General features: G+C 54.0%; 1 protein-coding gene and 1 pseudogene. One reads left to right on the forward strand and one right to left on the reverse strand.

What is annotated here, in order from left to right; all coding sequences use genetic code 11:
* Positions 1-182: pseudogene (locus tag CSC62_RS17870) on the forward strand (hypothetical protein); the annotation flags it as partial.
* Positions 183-189: 7 nt separating this feature from the next.
* Here the strand turns inward: CSC62_RS17870 and CSC62_RS17210 are convergent.
* Positions 190-888, reverse strand: a complete 699-nt coding sequence (locus CSC62_RS17210; RefSeq protein WP_033836401.1) for a YecA/YgfB family protein — start codon at positions 886-888, stop codon at positions 190-192.
* Positions 889-1171: the final 283 nt, after the last annotated feature.

Here is a 1171-nt window from a genome sequence, read left to right on the forward strand (position 1 = left end):
ACCTGGAGTGGCTGGCCACGCAGACATGGCGCAGCGAGGCGGCCGTTCGCCGGCTGAATTTGCAACGGTTGTGCGACATGACCGGGACGAGCTGGCTACTCAAGCGCGATCGCATGCACGCGGACCAGGCACGTGGCCAGGGGACGGGGTCCGGGGAGCAATGGAACAGGGAAGTCAGTTAAGCCGATATCAATGAAATATTGGCCCGCCGGTAGCACAGCAATGCTTGTACTTCCGCCCACTGCCACATGGACATTGATCGTTTCTCCCAACTTTAGGGCCTTGCCTGCGTAAAGGCACGTGGGTTGCCAATTGGCGATGTGACGCGAAGTAGCGATAGATGTGTGTAAGTCCGGCAATCAGGGACTGAAGCAACTCATCGCGTTTGTCAGGCGCAATCTCTGGCGGGCGCATGGCGGGATCAGGATCATGTTCATAGGTCAAAATCATAATTGGCAGCATTGGCCCGCCAAACTCGTCGCTGCCGATCAGCTCTTGCCAACTATTGGGCCGTAATTGAATGCCGCGCATGAAACCATGTGCCCAGTCATTGCCGTGTACGGCCCCATCCGCATCTTCGAGCAGCACGGGAAGGTAGACATCGTCTTTCTCCAGAGTGCGGAACAGTTCTGATGCAATCGTGTTCCAATGCCGCATGACCAAGCCAAGAATCTCCGCCGCTTGGTCATTGCTGTCGAAGCAATGTCCTTCCCCAAGTACGTGTGGCAAGTATTCGCTGGGCAATACCGTTTCAGGGCCGCAAATGAGTGCGGCAAAAAACCCATCGAGCATTTCGAGATTCATTGCAGGTGCGCCGACTCCTTCGAGAAAGTCGCCCAACCGATCAAGTTCGGCATCGTTCAAGGATTTTTGCGTCATCTGTTGCATAGTGAATTTCCATGGTTTTTAAGGTTCATTTTGTTTGGTCAACGGTCTCAGTTCGCCACGCGCGACTGCTTCCGGCACCGAGAACGAGTAGGGGTTCAGCCGACATACGTGTAAAAATGACTCGCAGAATCCGATTTCTCTTGTGAAAACATGAAGTTGCCGGATAAAAAGGCGCTTCCATCGGCTCATCCACTACCTGAGGTTCGGCAGGGATTCGTGTAAAACACAGCCAAAAGTGAGCTAACTCGCTGTCAGCAAAGGCCTTTTACACGATTCCCTGCCG

This window comes from Pseudoxanthomonas jiangsuensis, from assembly GCF_010093185.1.
Taxonomy (GTDB): domain Bacteria; phylum Pseudomonadota; class Gammaproteobacteria; order Xanthomonadales; family Xanthomonadaceae; genus Pseudoxanthomonas; species Pseudoxanthomonas jiangsuensis.

Bases quoted from the DNA above. Each gene is read 5' to 3' on its own strand.
- CSC62_RS17210 (WP_033836401.1), bottom strand. From the start codon at position 888: ATGCAACAGATGACGCAAAAATCCTTGAACGATGCCGAACTTGATCGG.